Annotated in this window: 20 protein-coding genes and 2 pseudogenes; 10 read left to right on the top strand and 12 right to left on the bottom strand. The window is 66.2% G+C overall.

Annotated features, from left to right (window positions below; translation table 11 throughout):
* Nucleotides 1-122 precede the first annotated feature (122 nt).
* The gene (locus MSG_RS06130; protein WP_232011171.1) at nucleotides 123-1,400 is read right to left on the bottom strand and encodes a PucR family transcriptional regulator; all 1,278 of its coding nucleotides are present in this window, start codon (nucleotides 1,398-1,400) and stop codon (nucleotides 123-125) included.
* A gap of 146 nt (nucleotides 1,401-1,546) precedes the next feature.
* Here MSG_RS06130 and MSG_RS06125 point away from each other — a divergent pair, with 146 nt between their 5' ends.
* Nucleotides 1,547-3,322, top strand: a complete 1,776-nt coding sequence (locus MSG_RS06125) for a DUF3556 domain-containing protein (RefSeq protein ID WP_096437971.1) — start codon at nucleotides 1,547-1,549, stop codon at nucleotides 3,320-3,322.
* Nucleotides 3,319-4,740: a phytoene desaturase family protein gene (locus MSG_RS06120; RefSeq protein ID WP_096437969.1), complete on the top strand. Its 1,422-nt coding sequence runs from the start codon at nucleotides 3,319-3,321 to the stop codon at nucleotides 4,738-4,740. The genes MSG_RS06125 and MSG_RS06120 overlap by 4 nt, the downstream gene beginning before the upstream one ends.
* 26 nt (nucleotides 4,741-4,766) lie before the next feature.
* Here the strand turns inward: MSG_RS06120 and MSG_RS06115 are convergent, their stop codons facing one another.
* Nucleotides 4,767-5,516, bottom strand: a complete 750-nt coding sequence (locus tag MSG_RS06115; protein WP_096437967.1) for an SDR family NAD(P)-dependent oxidoreductase — start codon at nucleotides 5,514-5,516, stop codon at nucleotides 4,767-4,769.
* Nucleotides 5,517-5,593: 77 nt separating this feature from the next.
* Here MSG_RS06115 and MSG_RS06110 point away from each other — a divergent pair, with 77 nt between their 5' ends.
* Genes MSG_RS06110 through MSG_RS06100 form a run of 3 tightly spaced genes read left to right on the top strand, consistent with a single transcriptional unit; the run spans nucleotide 5,594 to nucleotide 7,279 of the window.
* The gene (locus MSG_RS06110) at nucleotides 5,594-6,355 is read left to right on the top strand and encodes an SDR family NAD(P)-dependent oxidoreductase (protein WP_096437965.1); all 762 of its coding nucleotides are present in this window, start codon (nucleotides 5,594-5,596) and stop codon (nucleotides 6,353-6,355) included.
* 1 nt (nucleotide 6,356) lies between these two features.
* Nucleotides 6,357-6,989, top strand: coding sequence for a TetR/AcrR family transcriptional regulator (locus tag MSG_RS06105; RefSeq protein ID WP_096437963.1), 633 nt, complete (start codon nucleotides 6,357-6,359; stop codon nucleotides 6,987-6,989).
* 53 nt (nucleotides 6,990-7,042) lie between these two features.
* The gene (locus tag MSG_RS06100) at nucleotides 7,043-7,279 is read left to right on the top strand and encodes a hypothetical protein (protein ID WP_096437961.1); all 237 of its coding nucleotides are present in this window, start codon (nucleotides 7,043-7,045) and stop codon (nucleotides 7,277-7,279) included.
* A 154-nt stretch (nucleotides 7,280-7,433) separates the two neighbouring features.
* Here MSG_RS06100 and MSG_RS25830 read toward each other — a convergent pair whose 3' ends face one another.
* The 5 genes and pseudogenes from MSG_RS25830 to MSG_RS06070 form a co-directional block, all read right to left on the bottom strand.
* Nucleotides 7,434-8,066, bottom strand: coding sequence for a PLP-dependent aminotransferase family protein (locus MSG_RS25830; RefSeq protein WP_170063139.1), 633 nt, complete (start codon nucleotides 8,064-8,066; stop codon nucleotides 7,434-7,436).
* Nucleotides 7,993-8,790, bottom strand: coding sequence for a PLP-dependent aminotransferase family protein (locus tag MSG_RS25825; protein ID WP_170063138.1), 798 nt, complete (start codon nucleotides 8,788-8,790; stop codon nucleotides 7,993-7,995). Before MSG_RS25825 ends, MSG_RS25830 begins: the two co-directional genes overlap by 74 nt.
* A gap of 35 nt (nucleotides 8,791-8,825) precedes the next feature.
* The gene (locus tag MSG_RS06085; RefSeq protein ID WP_096437955.1) at nucleotides 8,826-10,316 is read right to left on the bottom strand and encodes a peptide MFS transporter; all 1,491 of its coding nucleotides are present in this window, start codon (nucleotides 10,314-10,316) and stop codon (nucleotides 8,826-8,828) included.
* 128 nt (nucleotides 10,317-10,444) lie between these two features.
* Nucleotides 10,445-10,585: pseudogene (locus MSG_RS06080) on the bottom strand (ATP-binding protein); the annotation flags it as partial.
* A gap of 129 nt (nucleotides 10,586-10,714) precedes the next feature.
* Nucleotides 10,715-11,491, bottom strand: a complete 777-nt coding sequence (locus MSG_RS06070; protein ID WP_096437953.1) for an SOS response-associated peptidase — start codon at nucleotides 11,489-11,491, stop codon at nucleotides 10,715-10,717.
* A gap of 78 nt (nucleotides 11,492-11,569) precedes the next feature.
* Between MSG_RS06070 and aroA the strand changes: the two genes are divergently transcribed.
* Both aroA and rsgA read left to right on the top strand, forming a co-directional pair.
* Nucleotides 11,570-12,925, top strand: coding sequence for a 3-phosphoshikimate 1-carboxyvinyltransferase (aroA, locus tag MSG_RS06065; protein WP_232011170.1), 1,356 nt, complete (start codon nucleotides 11,570-11,572; stop codon nucleotides 12,923-12,925).
* A complete protein-coding gene (rsgA, locus tag MSG_RS06060) occupies nucleotides 12,922-13,908 on the top strand; it encodes a ribosome small subunit-dependent GTPase A (protein WP_096437949.1) in 987 nt (328 codons plus the stop codon). Before aroA ends, rsgA begins: the two co-directional genes overlap by 4 nt.
* Here the strand turns inward: rsgA and MSG_RS06055 are convergent.
* The gene (locus MSG_RS06055; protein ID WP_096437947.1) at nucleotides 13,895-14,368 is read right to left on the bottom strand and encodes a winged helix-turn-helix transcriptional regulator; all 474 of its coding nucleotides are present in this window, start codon (nucleotides 14,366-14,368) and stop codon (nucleotides 13,895-13,897) included. The genes rsgA and MSG_RS06055 overlap by 14 nt on opposite strands.
* Nucleotides 14,369-14,467: 99 nt before the next feature.
* On the opposite strand from MSG_RS06055, the gene MSG_RS06050 reads away from it, so the two are divergent.
* Nucleotides 14,468-15,655, top strand: coding sequence for a thiolase family protein (locus tag MSG_RS06050; protein WP_096437945.1), 1,188 nt, complete (start codon nucleotides 14,468-14,470; stop codon nucleotides 15,653-15,655).
* Nucleotides 15,656-15,669: 14 nt separating this feature from the next.
* Here MSG_RS06050 and MSG_RS06045 read toward each other — a convergent pair whose 3' ends face one another.
* Nucleotides 15,670-16,035: a metal-sensitive transcriptional regulator gene (locus tag MSG_RS06045; RefSeq protein ID WP_096437943.1), complete on the bottom strand. Its 366-nt coding sequence runs from the start codon at nucleotides 16,033-16,035 to the stop codon at nucleotides 15,670-15,672.
* Nucleotides 16,036-16,154: 119 nt separating this feature from the next.
* On the opposite strand from MSG_RS06045, the gene MSG_RS06040 reads away from it, so the two are divergent.
* Nucleotides 16,155-16,478, top strand: coding sequence for a hypothetical protein (locus MSG_RS06040; RefSeq protein WP_096437941.1), 324 nt, complete (start codon nucleotides 16,155-16,157; stop codon nucleotides 16,476-16,478).
* 1,288 nt (nucleotides 16,479-17,766) lie between these two features.
* On the opposite strand, the gene MSG_RS25485 is transcribed toward MSG_RS06040, so the two are convergent.
* A complete protein-coding gene (locus tag MSG_RS25485; protein WP_232011352.1) occupies nucleotides 17,767-17,943 on the bottom strand; it encodes a hypothetical protein in 177 nt (58 codons plus the stop codon).
* Nucleotides 17,944-17,998: 55 nt separating this feature from the next.
* Nucleotides 17,999-18,262 (bottom strand): annotated as a pseudogene (locus tag MSG_RS25480) (aldo/keto reductase); the annotation flags it as partial.
* Here MSG_RS25480 and MSG_RS06030 point away from each other — a divergent pair.
* Complete coding sequence (locus MSG_RS06030) at nucleotides 18,153-19,049, top strand: helix-turn-helix transcriptional regulator (RefSeq protein WP_232011169.1); 897 nt, start codon at nucleotides 18,153-18,155, stop codon at nucleotides 19,047-19,049. The pseudogene MSG_RS25480 and the gene MSG_RS06030 overlap by 110 nt on opposite strands.
* On the opposite strand, the gene MSG_RS06025 is transcribed toward MSG_RS06030, so the two are convergent.
* A complete protein-coding gene (locus MSG_RS06025; RefSeq protein ID WP_096444134.1) occupies nucleotides 19,020-19,253 on the bottom strand; it encodes a hypothetical protein in 234 nt (77 codons plus the stop codon). The genes MSG_RS06030 and MSG_RS06025 overlap by 30 nt on opposite strands.
* Between the last annotated feature and the right edge of the window lie 52 nt (nucleotides 19,254-19,305).

The raw sequence follows: 19,305 nt of genomic DNA, 5'->3' as shown, positions 1-19,305 counted from the left end.
CCGCAGCGACACGATTTTGTATCGCACACAGGTATTGCGAACAATGTTGGACCGAAACCGCTGAGGTAAGGTACGCGGTCGCGCGGCAACGCCGCGTCTGGCAACCGCTTGAAACAGCCCGATCAGTTGGGCCGCAGCACCGCGATGCCGTACCAATGGCAGATCAGCAGCGCGAGTTCGACCTCGAGCCGATCGGCGCCGATCTCGCGGCCACGCCGGGCCACGGCGCGGCCCACGCGATATTTCACGGTGTTGAAGTGCAGGTTGAGCTCCTCGGCCGCGGTCTTGTAGCTGCAGCCGGACCCTAGGTACACCCGCAACGTATCCCGCAGCCGCACGTCGTTGTCGTCGTCGCCCGCCAGCTCACCCAGCACCTTGTCCACCCAGGCACGGGTGTCGGCGACGTCGCCGCTTAGCAACGCGGCAATCGAAAGCCCCGGGTCGGTCGCCGCGATGATCGTCGGCTCCCGCTTGGCGACCATCGCGACGCGGCGCGCGTTCTGCGCTTCCCGGTGCGACTGGCGAAAACCCTCCACGCCGTGCGCGAGCGTGCCGATGGCCACACTCGGGCAATCGGGCCGGGCTCGGGCGAACTGACGAACCTTGGCCGCAGCGTCGGGCACCGCGGCCCGGTACGGCAACCAGCCCCACGCGCAGGTCTGATCGGCGGCCACGAAGAGCGGGGCGGCGGCCGCGTCGACCGCATAGGCGAGATCTCGCAGGAACCGCTGGAGCCGGGTGAGTTCGTCGCCTTCGGTGCCGGGATCCCCGTACCACATGACCAAGCTCAGGTGCTGCCACGGCAGCGGGTAACGGATGGCCGTGGTCGCGGCATCGACGTCGAAGTGCTTGGACGCCGCCAGCACCTCACGCACGCGCAGGGCACGCAGGCTGTTCTGGTTCTCCAGCCACCGTTCGCGCTCGTCTTCATAGACGGCGACGACCTGTTGCGAGATCCAATCGATGTACTCGAAGATCGTGCCGGAGATCTTCTCGATGACGGAATACCTGGTCTGCTCCGCAGTGTCGATCAGGCGCACCTCACCGAAAACCAGGTCGTTCATCAGCCGCTGGCCAAGGCGATAGGCACGAACCAGGGCGTTGACGGGCACCCCGTGTTGGGCCAGTCGCCGAGCATATTCGAACGCCGCGGTCGGCGGCTCGATTCGTTCGACGGCGATGCCATAGCGCAGCGCGCGCAGCACCGTGTCCACGTTCCCCTCGACGCTGGGCCTGAGCAGTGCGGTGACCCGCTCGTCACCGCGCAGCTCGGGGATCTCGGCCTCAAGGAACTGGTGCATGCCCACGGTCAGTTCGAGCAACCGATTATGCAGTCGCTCGGCGGTCTCGGCGACGTGACGGTCGATCTCGACGTCGTCGCCTGCCTGCGTTTTTGTCACACCCCGACGGTAGACCCCGAGATTGTCTTCCTGCGACAACTCGAGCGCACTTCTTCGTCCGGTGACCACTGTTTTTGCGATCGGCGCGGTACCTAATCTTGTCGCCGTTTCGCCGATCAATCGAACCCCGAAAGGAGCCGCGCAAAATGGGATTCACCAAGCCGCATTTGCCCGACGTCGAGCCCGACACTTTCCTACCGAAGCCGCTGATGGAGCGGATGCGGATCCTCGCGACCGAATGGGCCGAAAATGGCTTTGGCGCACCGCGGATGGTCCACACCATTTATATCGTCAAGCTGGTCTTCTTCTTCACGCTTGGCGGCATCACCGTCGCTACGGCGACGTCCGGACTGCCCGCCTTTTGGCATGTCGCGCAGTGGTGGAATCAGCCCATCGTCTACCAGAAGGTCATCCTGTGGACGGTGTTGCTAGAAGCCATCGGGGTCGCCGGCTCCTGGGGGCCGCTGGCCGGCAAGGTCAAGCCGATGACCGGCGGCATCCTGTTCTGGGCACGACCGGGGACCATCCGGTTGCGGCCGTGGAAGTGGGTGCCGCTCACCGCGGGGGACCGCCGCGGCTGGTTCGATGTCACGGTCTACCTGGCATTGCTGGTGAGCCTTGCCGTCCCGCTACTGGCACCGGGCGTGCACAGCGACTCGCTCTCAAAAGCGTTGCCGAGCAACGTATCCGGCTTGGTAAACCCGGCACTGCTGATGGCGCCCATCGCGCTGCTGGTGCTGGTCGGCCTGCGGGACAAGACCATCTTTCTCGCCGCCCGCGGGGAGCAGTACCTACCGGTCTTGCTGATCTTCACCATCCTGCCGTTCGTCAATATGATCATTGCGCTGAAGATGGTGATCGTGGTGGTGTGGGTCGGCGCCGGCTTCTCGAAGGTCGGTAAGCACTTCTCTAACGTCATTCCGCCGATGATCAGCAACACAATTTTCGCGCCGAAATGGGTACGGCTCGCCCACTACCGCCAATTCCCGGACAACCTGCGGCCGTCACGGCTGGCGGACTTCATGGCACACGTCAACGGCACGACGGTGGAGATCGCGGCTCCGCTGGTCCTGTTCTTTTCCACCAACAAGTGGCTGACCCTGGGCGCGGTGCTGTTGATGGTGGGCTTCCACCTGTTCATCATTTCCACCTTCCCGCTCGCGGTGCCGCTGGAATGGAACGTGGTCTTCGCATACACGACGATCTTTCTATTCCTGGGTTTCCCGAACTGGAACGGCTACGCGGCCTGGAACATGCAGCCGTCCTGGCTCGCCCTCGTCATCGCCGCAGTACTGCTGATCTTCCCTGTCCTGGGTAACCTGCGGCCCGACAAGGTGTCGTTTTTGCCGTCGATGCGGCAGTACGCGGGCAACTGGGCCTCGGCGGTCTGGGCGTTCGCGCCGGGCGCCGAGGCAAAACTCGACCGGGTCACGCGGTCGACCCGCAACCAGGTCGACCAATTCATCGAATTCGGTTACGAGCCGCAGTGGGCGGAGATCACCTCGCAGCGGACGATCGCCTGGCGCACCATGCACAGCCAGGGCCGCGGCCTGTTCTCACTGCTGCTGACCCACCTGCCCGACATCGACGTACGCACCGTGCGAGAGGGCGAGTTCATCTGCAACTCGTTGATCGGTTTCAACTTCGGCGACGGTCACCTGCACAATGAAGACTTGATCGCAGCCATGCAGACCGAAGCCGCATTCGAGCCGGGCGAGTGTGTCATCGCCTGGGTGGAGTCGGAGGCGTTCGGCAGCGGCGTGCAGCACTACAAGGTGATTGACGCCGCGCTCGGGGTGATCGAACGCGGTACGTGGAAGGTGGCCGACGCCGTGCAGGAACAGCCCTGGCTGCCCGACGGTCCCATCCCGACTCAGGTGACGTGGTCGCTGGGCGGCAGCAAGCACGGAGCCCTGGCATGAGCACCGCGGTGGTGGTGGGTGGCGGCCCTAACGGGCTCGCCGCCGCCATCACCCTGGCCGCCGAGGGCGTGCAGGTCACCCTGCTCGAGGCCGCCGACGAAGTGGGCGGCGGCGCCCGCAGCAGCGAAGCCATTATCCCCGGCTTGGTGCATGACCACTGCTCGGCGATTCACCCGATGGCCGTCGGCTCGCAGTTCCTGAGCGACTTCGGCTTGCAGCACCACGGGTTGACCTGGCGCTGGCCCGAAATCGATTGCGTGCACCCCCTCGACGACGGCAGCGCCGGCGTGCTGCACCGCTCCGTGGCAGACACCGCGGCCGCCCTCGGCCGCGATGGCGCGCGATGGCGCACTGCCTTCGGGTATTCGGCCGCCCGGTTCGACACGCTCAGCGAGGACATCATGGGCCCGCTGCTGCGGTTGCCGCACCATCCGCTGATGCTCGCCCGCTTCGGCGTACCCACGGTGCTGCCCGGGTCCGCCTTCGCGCGTTTGTTCCGCACCGAGCAGGGCCGCGCCTTGTTCGGAGGTGTTGCGGCCCATGCCTTCCGCCCGCTGCACTATCCGATGACGTCGGCCATCGGGATGGGCATCATCGCGGCCGGCCACCGGCACGGCTGGGCAGTCGCCGAGGGTGGATCGCAGGCAATCACCAATGCCATGGTGACGGTGCTGGGCGACTTGGGCGGTAAGATCGAAACCGGCGTCCGCGTCCAGACCGCGTCGCAGTTGCCGCCCGCTGACGTCACAATGTTCGACCTGGCCCCCGGCGCAGTCGCCAGCATTCTGGGAGATCTACTGCCGCAACGTGTTTCGCGGTCATTTACCAGGTTCCGCCGGGGCCCCGGAGCGTTCAAGGTGGACTTCGCCGTCGAGGGCGGCGTGCCCTGGACGAACCCCGACGCGCACCGGGCCGGCACCGTGCACCTGGCCGGCAGCTACGCCGAACTCGCGGCCACCGAGCGCGATGTCCACGCCGGGCGGATGCCGCAGCGGCCGTTCGTGTTGGTGGGCCAGCAGTATCTGGCCGATCCGCAACGCTCGGTGGGCAACACCCACCCGCTGTGGACCTACGCCCATGTGCCCAACGGATACCCGGGCGACGCGACCGAGGCGATCATCACCCAGATCGAGCGGTTCGCCCCCGGTTTCCGCGATCGCATCGTCGGGCAGGTGGTACGTTCGACGACGCAGCTAGCCGCCTACAACGCCAACTATGTCGGCGGCGACATTATGACCGGCGCCAAGGATATCCGCCAGCTGGTGTTCGGTCCGCGAATCACGCTGTCGCCGTATGAAATTGGCATTCCGGGCAGGTACATCTGCTCGGCGGCCACCCCGCCGGGACCCGGCGCGCACGGCATGTGCGGCGCCAACGCCGCGGGACTCGCGCTCGAATACCTGGCCCGGCGCAGCTAGAAGTTCACATGGTGATCTCGTTGCTTCTAGACCGTCAGGTATCCGCCGTCGACGGCGATGGTGGTGCCGGTGATGTACGAGGCTGAGTCGGTGCACAAAAACAGCACCGCCCCGGCACAGTCCTGCGGCGTCCCCGGCCTGCCCATCGGCGTGTGGAAGCCGATCTCGACGTCCATCACCTCGGGAATTCCCATGGCGGGAAGCGTCATTCGGGTGTCGATCAGCCCTGGCGCGATCGCGTTGACGCGGATTCCGTGTTTGGCCCAACGCCGGGATAGGTTCATTGTCAACGCGAGCAGGCCCATCTTCGACGAGGCGTACCCCGGCACGAAGACCGCCGAGCGGAACGCCGACATCGAGACGATGCTGACGACGCTCGCGCCGCCGCTGGCCTTGCTTGACTTCAGCCGGTCGTGGCAGCGCATCGTTAATCGCATGGGGCCCAACATGTTCTGTGCCACCGATGCGACGTAGCCGTCTGGGTCGTATTCGTCGCCCGCAGGGTACGGGCCGCCGGCGTTGTTGATCAGGATGTCCAGTTCGCCGAGCGAGTCCGCCAGGGCGTCGACGGAGTCGGGATCCTGGATCTGGCACTGGCGGTAGGTGAAGTCGCTCAGGTCCACGTCCGGGTAGTCCACGGTGGAGCCGCGCGTGCCGGTCACGGTGACCGCGGCTCCGGCCTTGACGAACTCGGCGGCGATCCCGTGGCCGATGCCGCTGGTGCCGCCCGTCACCAGCACGTTGGTGCCGGTGAAGTTGAAGCTCAGGCTGTTCATGCGTCCGTCCTCAATTCGTCGGTCTGGGCCACCATGACTGGCGATCCTCTATAGTTCTAGAGGTAAAGTCAATAGCTATGGGACTGCAGGGTCTGACCAACAAGGTTGCCGTCGTGGTCGGCGGCGCCACCGGCATCGGCGCCGCGACCGCCGCCCGCCTCGGCGCGGAGGGCTGCCGGGTAGTCGTCGGAGACGTCGCCGCGGGACGGACGGCCGCCGGGATCACCGAGGCGGGCGGCACGGCCGTACCCGTCACGTTCGACCTGGCGGACCCGTCGTCGGTCGCCGAGCTGATGCATTCGGCCGCAACGGCTTTCGGCGGAATCGACCTGCTGTTCAACGTCGGGGCCGACATGGGCGCGATCCGCTCCGACACCGACGTGGCCGACATCGAGTTCGACGTGTGGGATCGCGTGATGGCGGTCAACCTGCGCGGGTACATGGCCGCCATGAAGTACGCCATCCCCCGGATACTGGGCCGCGGAGGCGGTTCGATTGTGAACATGTCGTCGGCGGCGGCGTTTCAGGGCGAGCCGGCGCGACCGGCGTATGCGACCGCGAAGGCCGGGATCGGCGCGCTCACCCGGCATGTCGCGTCGAGGTGGGGCAAGGAGGGCATCCGCTGCAACGCCGTCGCGCCGGGGTTCACCGCGACCGACGCCATCCGCTCGGCGCCGCAGTGGCCGGACTTGGAGGCGGGCGCGCTCAAACGAATCCGCGGAGCCCGCGTCGGCGAGGTGGGCGACGTCGCTGACCTAGTCGCCTTCCTGCTCTCCGACGACGGCGGCTGGATCAATGGCCAGGTCGTCAACATCGACGGCGGAACGGTCCTGCGCTGACATGGCCGGCGCATCGACGTCCGGCAAGGCACGCAGACGCGACGGCGACGAGCGCCGGCGCGAGCTGTGCGACGCGGCCATCGAGGTGCTGGCCACGCAGGGATCGCGGGGCCTGACGCACGCGCAGGTGGATCGCTGCGCCGGCGTCCCCGACGGCACCACGTCGTACTACTACCGAACCCGGGCGGCCCTGCTGCGCGGGGTCGCCAAGCGCGTCGGCGAAATAGACCTCGCCAACATGCGGTCAGTGATCGACGAGCCCCTCGATCCGCTCACGCCGTTCGCTCACCTGGGGCGGGTGACCATGATGCAGGCCGACGGCGCGGGCCTGAGGCTGAGCCGGGCCCGGCACGAGTTGCTGCTGGGGGCCGCGCGCGATCCCGGCCTGGCCGAGATGTCCCGGGATTTCACGGCGCAGATCATCATGATGTCCCGTGACGCCATCGCCCACCTGCAGCCGGACACCGATAATCCCGAACTGTTGGATGCCCAGACGACAGCGGTGACCACCTTCATCGCCGGGGTGTTCTCCCGGCTCGTCGCCGGCGACCGTAACGTCGGGACCGCCGAGGAACTGGCGGACATGCTGCAGGCCGTCGCCACGGCCGTGTCGCTGCAAGCCCAGCAAACTTAAACATCGCGCCAAAAGGCCCATGCGGCCGTCTGACAAGGCCTAACCTATCGCCCATGAACATGAAGCGACTTGTCGCCGGTGGGGTACTGGCCTTCGCGGGATTGATCACGGCCGGCGTGGGCATCAGCAGCGCCGACACGATACAGACCGAGGGCAACTACCAGACCCGGCAGGCGTGCCAGGACGCCGGCCCGGGCGTGAAGGCCTCGACGCCGGGGAACTGGAACAACTTCTGGTGCGTGCCGGACCGCAACATCAACGGCAACTGGAAGCTCGTGCTGAGCAACTAGTGGCGTCGGCGGTTACCGCTCGACGTCATCGCTGCGGACGCCAGCGCAGGTAGCAGCCCACGCTCGCCCGGGCCACCCAGCTCGCTGATCAGCGGCTCATTCCACCGCACGCCGTGATGGCGGTGCGATTGCCTGCGTCGGGTCGGAAAGTCGATCACAAATTCTCCAATGCGGTAGCCAGTGTTTCGATGTCGTCGGTCGAGCGGGCTTCGATGACGCATACCAGGATCGATTGCCTCGACAGCGCGACCCCACCAAAAATGTTGCGGGTGGCCAACTGTGACAACAGCTCCGACGCGGTCTTCGCCCCGTCCTGGAGGTGCAACACGAACTCCCGAAAGTGCGGCCGGTGCACGTCGGCCACCCGGAATCCATCGAGCGCGTCGAGGCGATCGATGGCATAGGAGGTGCGGTCGAAGATCGAGGAACTCAACTCGGTCAGCCCGGCTGGCCCATGCAGAGCCAGGAAGGTGCCCGCCACTATCCCAGAGAGCGCCGAGGCGGTGCCGATCCATTCCACCCCGTTCTCCCGCGCAGCCAGCGAGGTGCGTTCATAGGCGATGTCGATGAATCCCACTTCACCAGCGGTTCCGGTGGGTGCCAGCCCGAACAGTCGCGTTCGCAACTCGTAGACGAACGTCGGACCATCGTGCACCGCAAGGAGTCCCGAGTGAGATCCGCCGAAATGCATGCCATTGCCCAGCGACCGCAGTTCACCGCAGACAATGTCGGCGCCGAAATCTGCCGGAGCCCCCAATAGTCCCAGCGCGATGGGGTCCACGGCCACGATGACGATGGCACCGGCGGCGTGGGCGTGCGCGGGACACTTCGGCGAGGTCGACGTCGATCAGTCCGTGCGCGTCCGGCAGTTCGACCAGCACCGCGGCGCAGGTGTCGTCTACGGCCGCCCGCAGCTGCCTCAGGTCCGACTCGCCGACCAGATATTCCATCTGGGCCAGCGTCGGGCGTACATACTCGTCGAGACGCGACCTGCGGTCGGCGAGGATGGCACCGTAGACCACGGCGCGGCACCGCCCCGTGATCCGCGCCGCCATTCGCAACGCGGTCCCCGCCGCTTGATAGCCGTCATAGCTGGGAACGGACACAACGTCCATCTGCAACAGATCGGCCATCAGGCCTTGATATTCGAACAGCGCCTGATGCTTGCCCTGGTCTTCGTAGGGCTCACCAGCGTAGCCACTGATGAACTCCGCGCGTCCGGCGATCTCACTGCATACCGACGACACGTCGTGCTGGTACGTGCCCGCGCCGCAGAAGTTCAGCGCGTCGTCGGTGGATATATTTAGGCGCAGGCGTTGTCGAACGTGGCGGATCAGCTCAGCTTCTGAGCGCAGCGCGGGCGGCAATCCGAATGGGCGCCGTTGCCGCAACCGGCTCGGCACATCGGTGAATAGATCGTCCAGCTGCGCCACTCCAATGTCGTCGAGCATTCCGGCCACCGCCTGCTCGGTCGCGTTCGGCAGGTAGGGATGAGGGCGGGTGTCGGGCACGGCAGAAGCGCGTCTGCTGTGCGAATCTGGCGGTGTCATGCGGCGGACAGCCTGCCGATCCGGCCACGCAGCGTCAACACTGCGGCACCGACACCCACGCCGATCACGGCGAGCAGGAAGTAGTAGTAGTCGGTGGGGATGACAGTGGACAGCTTCACCATCTGGGCACCCAGACCGGCTCCGGCTGCCATGGACAGGTACCAGAAACCCATTGTCTGATTTGCGTAGGCGTATGGCGCCAACCGTGTGGTCTCGGCGATGCCCACCGGCGAGACGGCTAATTCGGCGACGGCTTGAACGAGGTAGATGCCGATCAACCACACCGGAGAGATGAGCCCGCCGTGCCCCGCGGTGGCCAGGGCCAGCGGAACGGCAGCGAAGGTGACCCCGCCGACCAGCGTGCCGGTGCCCATCCTGGTGGCCGCCCCGGGATTGCGGTGGCGCAGTTTGATCCACACCGCGGCTATCACCGGAGCGAAGATAATGATGGCCAGGGAGTTGATGGACAGAAACCACGACGAGGGGAATCCAACTCCGAACAGGTTGGTTGCGACTCGGTCTGCGGCGAGTTCGGAGAGCACCGTGGATCCTTGTTCGAACATCATCCAGAACGCCACCGAGGTCAGAAACAGCGGAACGTAGGCTTTGAGGTGGCTGCGCTCGGCGCTGGTGACGCGCGCACTGCGCATCATCACCAGCATTACCGCGACCGGAATGGTGAAGGTCGCCGCGCTGATGGCGTTGATCGCGCCCTGCAGTCCGCCACCGGTGACCACGGACGTCGCCGTGACGACGAAAACAACAGCTGCCGCGGAATAGCCCGTCGCGCCGATTCCCGCTGGCTTCGCTGGATGGACGAGAACAGCGGCGGAGTCGTGCGTGCGTGGTCCGACGTCAGGTAATGCCCGGAAGTTGACGATGAAATATGCGACCCCGATACCCATGCCGATCGCGGCGGCCATGAATCCCGCATGGTAGTTGATGTTCTGCCCCAGCCACCCGCAGACCAGCGGAGCCACGAAGCCACCGATGTTGATGCCCATGTAGAACAAGCAGAAGCCGGAGTCTCGGCGCTGGTCTTCGAGTGAGTAGAGCGCACCGACCAGCGATGCGATGTTGGGTTTGAGCAGCCCGGTCCCGAGCACGACGGCGGTAAGCCCGAAGTAAAACAGCGTCGTGGTAGGGATCGCCAGGATAATGTGGCCGCACATGATGATCAGACCACCGCTGAGAACCGTCTTGCGTGCGCCGATGAATCGGTCAGCTATCCATCCCCCGAAGACCGACGTCAAGTAGGCACTGGCGCTATAGATCGCGGTAAGCGACAACGCGGCCGCCGTTGGCAGACCCATGCCGCCTTGTGCTGTGGGGGTCAACAGGTACAGCGCCAGAATGGCCCGCATGCCGTAGAACGAGAACCTTTCCCACACCTCGACCGAGACCGGGGTCATCAATTGGCGTGGGTGTCCGAAGAATTGAGGTTCGCGATCCGAGCGCGCCTCGGTGGGGTCGAGCCGAGTTGTCATGGCACATCCTTGTGTCAGTGGGCCGCAGCACCCGTGAGTGTGCTCACATACCTGTTGTTGACGACGGTCGAAAAGTAGGCCAGAAGCGACGGTGAAAAGTAGGCTACGTGGTCGTGGTTATTGTGCCGTTGAAAGAAGAGGTTAGCGGCGTCCTGTTCAAAGGGGATGTATCCGACTTCGTCGACGACGAGTAGGCCGATGCGGCGCAGCTTGGCCAGTTCGGCAGGGAGCCGGCCAGCGTTGTGGGCGGCTTTGAGGCGGGCGACCCACCACCGCCTCCTCGGACCCCGCGGCTGGACCACCCGAAAACACCCAACGGCCACACCCAATGGATCCCAACACCCCACCTCGACCACAACCAACCCCGCACCAACACCCACCACCACCCCGAAAAATGGCTATAGCAGCGTGATCTGTTCGGGCTCCGGCTCGGCCGGTACCAGCAACTCGGGTCCGTTGTTGCGAATGCTGTTCACCAGCCTCGACACCTGGCGCAGCTCGATGCCGCGCACATCCGGCGGGCGGGCCAGCACCTCGGGATCCGCCTCGGCGTCGGGATTCAGCCAAGCGTCCCAATCCTTTTCGGCCAGCATCAGCGGCATCCGGTCGTGCACGCCGGCCAGCTCGCCCACCGCGTCGGTGGTGATGATCGTGCAACTCAACAGCGGCGCAGCATCTTTGGCGGGTTTCCAGACCGACCACAACCCGGCCATGAATACCATGTCGCCGTCGTAACGGTGCATGAAGAACGGAGTCTTGGCCGTCTTCTTGCCCTTCTTGTCAGCGGACGCGCTGTACGGATTGGGCCGCCACTCGTACCAACCGTCCATTGGCACCAGGCACCGCTTCGACTTGGCCGAGCCGCGGAAGGCCGGCGAGCTGGTCACCTTGTCGGCGCGGGCGTTGATCAGCAGCGGGCCCTTGTTGTCCGGGGCCCCGTCCAGACCGGGCTTGACCCACGGCGGGATCAGCCCCCAGCGCATCAGCCGCACCCGGCGCGTCGGCTCGTCCCCTGGCTCGCTGTGGCGCGACACCACCGTCGCGATGTCGGCCGTCGGCGCCACGTTGTAGTTCGGCTCCGATGCGCGCTCCGATGTACCGGTGGCCTCGTCGATCGCCTTGATCTTCTGGGCCAGCAGGGCCGGGTCCGTCGTGACCGCAAACCGTCCGCACATAGCTTCCATAGTGCTCCGCACCCACTCCTTTGGGTGGCTGGTATCCACGACACCCACCGACACGGCAGGATGGTGCAGGTGAGCGGAACCCAGGCCTGGACGGCCCCACGTGCGACGACACCGGTCCACGCGACCGTCACCGTCCCGGGCTCGAAATCGCAGACCAACCGGACGCTGCTGCTGGCCGCGCTGGCGGCCGCCCAGGGCAAAGGCTCGTCGACCGTCAGCGGCGCGCTGCGCAGCCGCGACACCGACCTGATGATCGGGGCGCTGACAATCTTGGGCCTGCGCGTCGACGGCACCGGTTCGGAGCTGGCGGTCAGCGGCGCCATCGCCCCCGACCCCGGGGCGCGCATCGACACCGGCCTGGCCGGAACGGTGCTGCGGTTCGTCCCTCCGCTGGCCGCGCTGGCCGACACTGCGGTCGAGTTCGACGGCGACGAACAGGCCCGGGCCCGGCCCATCGCTCCGCTGCTGGACGCGCTGCGCGACCTCGGCGTGCGGATCGACGGGAATGGCCTGCCATTCCGGGTGCTGGGCAGCGGCGCGATCGCCGGCGGCACGGTGGCCATTGACGCCTCGGCGTCGTCGCAGTTCGTGTCCGGCCTGCTGCTGTGCGGGGCGTCGTTCACCAACGGGCTGACCGTGCAGCACACCGGCTCCGCAGTGCCGTCGGCGCCGCACATCGCGATGACGGTGGTGATGTTGCGCCAGGCCGGCGTCGAGGTCGACGATTCGGTCCCGAACCGCTGGCAGGTGCGGGCAGGCAAGGTGGCGGCGCGGCATTGGGAGGTCGAGCCCGACCTGACCAACGCCGTCCCCTTCCTGGCGGCGGCCGTGGTCACCGGCGGGGCGGTACGCATCACCGGTTGGCCGCAGACCAGCGTGCAGGCCGCCGACGACATCCTGAGCGTTCTGGGCAAGCTGAATGCCGTTGTCACGCGCGATGATTCGTCACTCGAGGTGCAGGGTTCGGCGGACGGCTACCCGGGGTTCGACGTCGACCTGCGCGACGTCGGTGAGCTGGCGCCGTCGGTGGCGGCGCTGGCGGCGCTGGCAACCCCGGGATCGGTGTCGCGCTTGTCCGGCATCGCGCATCTGCGCGGCCACGAAACTGACCGGCTCGCCGCGCTGAGCACCGAGATCAATCGGCTGGGCGGCGACTGCCAGGAGACGCCCGACGGCCTCGTCATCACCGCCGCCCCGCTGCGGGCCGGATTGTGGCGCGCCTACGCCGATCACCGGATGGCGATGGCCGGCGCGATCGTCGGGCTGCGGGTCGACGGCGTCGAGGTCGACGACATCGGCGCCACCAGCAAGACGCTGCCGGAATTCCCGCGGCTGTGGGCAAACATGTTGGGGTTCGGCGACGATGCGGGCCGCGGCGGCGGCCCGCGGACGAGTCGGACAATTGAGGCGGAGCCCAACGATTGAGGCCAGGCGACTACGACGAATCCGACGTCAAAGTCCGGTCCGGTCGGGGCACACGGCCCCGGACCAAGACCCGCCCCGAACACGCCGACGCCGAAGCGGCCATGGTGGTCAGCGTCGACCGCGGCCGCTGGGGCTGCGTGCTGGGCGGGGATCCCGATCGCCGGGTCACTGCGATGCGCGCCCGTGAACTTGGGCGCACCCCGATCGTCGTCGGCGACGACGTGGACGTCGTCGGGGATGTGTCAGGGCGCACCGACACCCTGGCCCGCATCGTGCGCCGGGCGGAGCGGCGAACGGTGTTGCGGCGTACCGCCGACGACACCGATCCCACCGAGCGCGTGGTGGTCGCCAACGCCGATCAGCTGCTGATCGTGGTGGCCCTGGCCGATCCGCCGCCTCGCACCGGGCTGGTCGACCGGGCGCTGATCGCGGCGTATGCCGGCGGGCTGACCCCGATCCTGTGCTTGACCAAGACTGACCTTGCCCCGCCGGAACCGTTCGCCAAGCAATTCGCCGATCTGAACCTGACCGTCGTCGCCGCCGGTCGCGACGATCCCCTGCTGGCCGTGGCCGACCTGCTGATCGGCAGGATCACCGTCCTGCTGGGGCATTCCGGGGTCGGCAAGTCGACGTTGGTGAATCGCCTTGTGCCCGAGGCGGATCGGGCCGTCGGCGAGGTGACCGATATCGGCCGCGGGCGGCACACGTCGACGCAGTCGGTGGCCCTGCCGCTGCAAACCGAGGGGTCGGGCTGGGTGATCGACACCCCGGGCATCCGCTCCTTCGGCCTGGCCCACATCCAGCCCGACGACGTGCTCATGGCCTTCTCGGATCTGGCTGAGACCGTGCAGGATTGCCCGCGCGGCTGCGGACACATGGGACCGCCGGCCGACCCCGAATGCGCGCTGGACGCGCTCACCGGACCGGCCGCCCGCCGCGTCGCCGCCGCGCGGCGCTTGCTCGCCGCACTCAGGGAGACTTAGCCAGCCGCATGCCGAGTTCGTCGGGGGGCACCAAATGCCCTTCGGCGCATCGGATTTCGACGGTCGCCCCGGCGCCGCACCCCTGGTGCGTCAGCCGCAGCCGGTTGCGCCCCGGCAGGTGATTGCGCCCCCACTCGAAAAGGGCCCAGACCACTGGCATGAAGTCGATGCCGGCCTTGGTCAGCACGTACTCCTCGCGGCTGCGCTGCCCGGGCTCCTGGTAGGGCCGCCGCTCCAGCAACCCCAGCTCGACCAGCTCGGCCAGCCGCGCGGAGGTCGCCGCCTTGGTGATGCCGACCCGGCGGGCGAAGTCGTCGAACCGCGTGGTGCCGTAATACGCCTCGCGCATGATCAACATCGCGGACTTGGTGCCCACCACCGCCATCGTCTTCTCGATCGCGCACTGACCGACCGCCGACCATTTGTCCCGGTCCGCCAGCACACCTTGCAGAAATGTCATCTAAATCACCTCCCGTCTGGGTTGATTTTAGTATACCTAGGCGTTTTGCTGGGTATATCGAGCCATACTCAGGGCCGATAATGGACTCAAGGAGGAGTCATGACCAGCTTTCAAGGCCGCGACGCAGTCATCGTCGGCGCCGTGCGCACCCCCGTCGGCAAGGGCAAGGCCAGCGGCGCCCTGCACGATGTGCTGCCGGCCGACCTGCTGGCGCACAGCCTGCGCGAACTGGTGGCGCGCACCGGGGTGGACCCGGTGCAGATCGACGACGTGATCGCCGGGGCCGTCACCCAGGCCGGCGACCAGGCCGTCAACATCGCCCGCAACGCGTTGCTGGGGGCTGGATTCCCCGAGTCCGTTCCGGGAACGACGGTCGACCGGCAATGCGGCAGCAGCCAGCAGGCCATCAGCTTCGCCGCCCAGGGCGTGCTCGCCGGCGCCTACGACCTGGTGATCGCCGGCGGCGTGGAATCGATGAGCCGGGTGCCGATGGGCAGCTCGGTGCTGCCCGGCAGCAATCCGTTCGGCAACGACATGACGAACCGCTACCCGGACGGCCTCGTGCCCCAGGGCATCAGCGCCGAACTGATCGCCGCCAAGTGGGGCCTGTCGCGCACCCAGCTCGACGAATTCTCCGCCGAGAGCCACAACCGGGCCGCCCGCGCCACCAAGGACGGTCTGTTCGACAACGAGCTGATTCCGATTGCCGGGCTGCAGACCGACGAGATCATCCGGCCCGCGACCACCGTGAAGACCCTGGCCGCGCTGCAGCCGGCGTTCTACAGCGAGGCGGCCGAACAGCGTTTCCCCCAGATCAATTGGGAGATCACGCCCGGGAACTCGTCGCCGCTGTCGGACGGCAGCGCCGCGGTCCTGATCACTACCAGCGAGGTCGCCCGCAAGCTCGGCCTGCGCCCGTTGGCGCGGATTCACACCGCGACCGCGGTGGGGTCCGATCCGCTGTACATGCTCACCGGCGTCATACCGGCCACCGAAAAGGTGTTGCAGCGCGCCGGTTTGACGCTCGCCGACATCGACCTGTTCGAGGTGAACGAGGCGTTCGCCCCTGTCGTGCTGGCCTGGGCGAACGACACCGGCGCCGACCTGGCCAAGACCAACGTCAACGGCGGCGCCATCGCGATCGGCCACCCGCTGGGCGCCAGCGGTGCGCGCATCATGACCACGCTGGTCAATGCGCTCGAACAGCGCGGTGGACGGTATGGCCTGCAAACGATGTGCGAGGGCGGCGGCATGGCCAACGCCACGATCATCGAGCGGCTGGGGTAGGTCGCAGCCTTCGGTCAGGCCTGGTGTTCTGAACCGGCGCAGGGTGCGCCGGCGGTCACGGCTTCACCTGGGGCGGTGTCATTCAAAGCGGAATCCGGCCCGGTCAACGCGGGACTGAACTTGAGCGCGTCAACGAGTTCGTCGACCGCGATCGCTGCTCGGCCATCCATGACCGCCTCCGAGAAGCAGGTCTCCAGGTGGTTGTGCAGCATCACCCGGTTGGTCCGTTCCAACGCGGACTGGGTAGCAGAAATCTGCTTCATGACGTCAATGCAGTAAGCGTCGTTTTCCAGCATGCGAATGATCCCGTCGAGATGTCCGCGCACCGTCCTGAGTCGGTTGAGCGCCGCCCGCTTCTTCGCTGTCATTTCCTGAGGCATCGCTGTCTCCCTCTGGCTTGCCGTCAGGCGATCATCTCATCGGGTCATGCTATCCCACCCCACCCTGGGTGGGGTAGCATGACGAGTAATCCACTGCTTCGGGACAGGAGATTCAACTCATGGCAAGCGCCAGCGACGTTTCCGCACCGGCCGACAACTCCGGCGTCACGACCGACATACCCACGGACTCACCCCACCGACCGAGTCGCCTGAACCAGGCATTGGCGTGGGTGGGAATAGTCGCCGGCGGCCTCTTCATCGTCGCGGCAATCTTCTTCTCGGGCTTCTTCCTGAGTTGGAATTTCGGCGGCGCGCACTACGGCCACATGGGATCGGGGATGATGGCCTCCTGTGCCGAGATGAAGCACGGCGAGCAAATGATGAAGCCGGACGGGCACATGAAACCGGGCGCGATGATGCCGCCCAGCGGCCCCCGCCCGTAGCGGTCAAAGTGATGAGTGCGGAGGCGATGCAAACATGATGTGGTTCCACGGGATCGGCTGGGGCTGGGCTGGATGCCTGCCGGAGGCTCTGGTGATGGCAGTGCTGTGGGGTGCTGTCATCGTCGCCGGCATCCTTGCGGGCGGCTTTCTCACCAGGCGACGAAGCGGTCCGCCCGCGCTCAGCGATCCGGCTCCAGCCCGGACGGGATCCATGTTTTGGGACAGCCCTCGCGCTGAGCCGGAGGACAACGACCAATGGTATCGACGATTAATGTAGCCGCATCAATAGCGTTACCCACCAACATTTTTCGCGGTGGTTAGATTCGCTCGGCGGACACTCTTTGCCGCCTTGGGTGCTAGCGCCGCGGTCAGTATCTTCCAGGAATGCCGCCGATGAAGCGAGGCATGATGGGCTCCGGAACATGTGGTTCGGGAGCTGGTCCAACGCGCAACGAAGATATTCATGCACGCACCGCTCGCCGGCAGATCGATCTGGCAGCTCGCTCGGCGGAAAAGTTCGAAGCGAGTCGCGGGACTTACGTTCAGCCACAGCGAATCTGATGATTGTGGTAGACACACTGCTATTGCAGGATGCAGACTCGAGGCACGTGCTGCCACTGCCGAGGCCAGAAGGTGTTTACAGTGAAAGAGTCGCTGAGCAAGGGAAGTAGATTACTTGTAGCGCCAGGCGTTACGTTATGGGCACTCCTCAATTCCCCCGCGGCCTGGGCCGGGCCGGGCGGCAACATTCCAGGCCCTGGCGTGTGCGACTATCCCGGTATTGGCGGAAGTAATTTCGAGGCGGGGGCCACGTCGTACTACTGCGATTTCCCTATCGAAGAGAACAGCACGCACTGGCACTGCGAATATGGCGGATGGAACCTGGGTGGTCCAGGTGGTAATGCCCCCATCGGTGCAACTTTTATGGGTTTTGGATTAACCATTCCTGCAGGCGATTTCGGCGGCGCTATCGGGGGGTGTTCATGGCGCTGGCCGGACAACACCATCGGCCCTGCACCAAACCCACCGGGCGCGTGGAGGAACTACTTGGTACCCAAGCCGCCACCGCCCGAACATCGAGGGCCTCCGACTTCACCGGCTGCGGCAGTGTCCGGGCCACCACAAGCAGAGAGTTCGAATCCCGGCGAAGAGCCTCAGACGCCGGCCTACACTAACCCGGCGTTTCCGAATCCCGGCAGGACGCAGAACCCGCCGAGCTAGTTGTTTTGCGAACCTCTGGCTCCATCGTCGAGCGGCTGGGCTAGGAGCCCCGAGCCGGCCAGGCGCCTCAAGCGGCGCTCACCGAATCTGGAGTGCGCCGGCTTTCGATCGTCAGATCGCCCGCCGTCACAGTGCGGATGTGGTCACTGGCAAGAATGTCGTGTCGGAAGCCGAGCCGGATCGCGCTGGCCTCGCCGAGGCGGGTCAGCTGGCCGGCGGTGAAGCTGACATCCGGGGCACCCAAGGTTCTCCTCGAGCTGATGGGGCGTGCGCGCGCCGATGATCGGTGCCGTCACCCCCGGATTCCGCAGGGTCCAAGCCAATCCGACCTGCGCGGGTGTGCGACCCATTTCGCTGGCCGTCTACTTCACGGCATCGGCGATGCCGAGGTTGCGCTCGGTGAGCGTGCCCAAGGCGGAGTTGAAGCTCTTGCGGGTGCCGTCGCCGGAGGCGATGTTCGTCGCGGTGAGGTCGCTGCGGCTGTATTTGCCGCTGAGTACCCCACCGGCCAGCGGTGCATACGGGATCACCCCCAATCCCATCTCCTGCGCCATGGGGATCAAGTCCCGTTCGCCGGTGCGCTCGATCAGGTTGCATTCGATTTGCAGCGAACTGGCCGGGGTCAGTATCGACTACGTCGTCCGGCTGGAACAGGCGCGCGGGCTCCGACCCTCCGCGAACGTGGTGGAGTCATTAGCGCGGGCGCTGCGCCTGACCGCCGCCGAACGCGCCTACCTATTCGACCTGACCGGGCAGCGACCACGTAGGTCGGACAAGCTCGCCACCGCTGCGGCCCCGCCACTGGTGGATCTGGTCGATGAACTGTCGCCCCTGCCGGCGATGCTGATGAACCACCGCTTCGACATCCTGGCCTGGAACCGCGAAATAACCCAGCTATTAGTGGATTTCGACACCCTGCCCCCCTCGCAACGCAACTCGATGTGGCTGTGCCTGATGCACCCCCAGATACGCGAGTACTACGTTGACCGTGATCGCGTAGTGCGGGAAGGGGTTGCTCACCTGCGCGCCGTGTGGGCCGCCCATCAGGATGATCAGGCGTTGGCCGACCTGTTCGCCGAATTCATGTCTCACGACGACGAGTTCGCGCGGTTGTGGGCCGAAGGAAGCGTCGCGGTCAACGGCCGGGGAAGCAAGGCCCTGCGACATCCCGACGTCGGCGCGATCGCCGTCGACTTCGAAGTCCTTATCCCCCTTCAAGATACGGACCAACGTCTGATGATATGCCGCGCCGCCGACGATGAGAGCCGAGAGGCGTTGGACCAGTTGTGGACACGGGATCCGCGTCCCGACTTCTCGCCCTCAGGATGCCTTGGCGTACCGGCGAACTAGGTCGTCCTCGCCAAACGTCGTCGTGCGCTGCTGGCCGTTGGCATCACGGGTGAAGAACGTCCACCGGCGCGGTGCCGACTGCGACCCGCTGATCAGTTTCACGGTGAGGCGCGAGGCGGTGGGACGAACGGTGCCGATAACGTCACCGACCCCGATCTTCGACGGATGAATCTGCGGCGCGTCGTACCAGTCCTGGCTGTTCACCTGCACCCATCCTCGCGTTGTTAACGCTCACCCTACGCGACCCTGCTTCCGC

The sequence above is a fragment of the Mycobacterium shigaense genome (assembly GCF_002356315.1).
Classification (GTDB): domain Bacteria; phylum Actinomycetota; class Actinomycetes; order Mycobacteriales; family Mycobacteriaceae; genus Mycobacterium; species Mycobacterium shigaense.
This window is presented reverse-complemented; position numbering and strand designations above follow the sequence as displayed.